Origin of the sequence: Dietzia sp. DQ11-44 (assembly GCF_014145205.1) — a bacterium.
In the GTDB taxonomy this organism is placed as follows: domain Bacteria; phylum Actinomycetota; class Actinomycetes; order Mycobacteriales; family Mycobacteriaceae; genus Dietzia; species Dietzia natronolimnaea.
Genome location: NZ_JAALEC010000686.1, coordinates 1 through 1,007, shown reverse-complemented (window position 1 = coordinate 1,007; position 1,007 = coordinate 1). Strand labels below are relative to the sequence as shown.

At 72.7% G+C, this 1,007-nt stretch carries 1 protein-coding gene; it reads left to right on the top strand.

The window, feature by feature from the left end; translation table 11 throughout:
- The coding region (locus tag G6018_RS15595) for a phosphoglucosamine mutase (RefSeq protein WP_182640114.1) at positions 1-910 on the top strand (910 nt) is incomplete at its 5' end.
- Positions 911-1,007 lie beyond the last annotated feature (97 nt).

The following is a 1,007-nucleotide window of genomic DNA, read 5'->3' as shown; positions in this document are numbered from 1 at the left end:
CTCGGTCGGCCGGATCTCACGCGCGTCGTCGGAGGACGCACTGGACGGGTACGTCCGGCACCTGCTCGACGCCACGCCCGGGCGGCTGGACGGGCTCGTCGTGGTGGTCGACTGCGCCAACGGGGCGGCCAGCGTCGCGGCGCCGCGTGCCTACCGCGACGCGGGGGCGACCGTGATCGAACTCCACGCCGACCCCGACGGGTACAACATCAACGACGGGTGCGGCTCCACACATCTGGATGACGTCCGCGCCGCGGTGCGCGAACACGGTGCGGACCTCGGTCTGGCGCACGACGGCGACGCCGATCGCTGCCTGGCCGTGGACGCCTCCGGCGAGGTCGTCGACGGTGACCAGATCATGGCGATCCTCGCCCTGGCGATGCGGGACTCCGGAGAGCTGGTGGGTGACACCCTCGTGGCGACCATCATGAGCAACCTCGGCCTCAAGGTGGCCATGCAGGCCGCCGGGATCCACGTCACCGAGACCAAGGTGGGGGACCGCTACGTCCTCGAACGGCTCCGCGAGGGCGGGTACAGCCTCGGCGGAGAGCAGTCCGGTCACCTCGTCCTCCCCGCCCACGCGACCACCGGGGACGGGGTCCTCACAGGACTGCGCATCATGGCCCGGATGGCGGAGACCGGCAGCCCCCTGTCCGAGCTCGCCGGCGTGATGACGGTCCTGCCGCAGGTGCTGATCAACGTGCCGGTGGACGACAAGGCCGCGGTCGTGTCGTCCTCGGTGGTGGGCGATGCCGTGGCCGAGGAGGAGGCGCGACTGGGTTCGGGCGGCAGGGTGCTGCTGCGTCCCTCGGGAACCGAGCAGCTGGTCCGCGTCATGGTCGAGGCGGAGGACGCGCACTGCGCCCGCCAGGTGGCCGAGCGACTGGCGGGGCTCGTCACCGCGGTCTGAGCCCCGGTGCGGTGGCCGGGCCCCACTCCGGGTGACGCCCGGCTCAGCTCCCGGTGAAGCTCTTGGCCAGCTTGAGCAGCGGCGGCGCCCCCGCCAC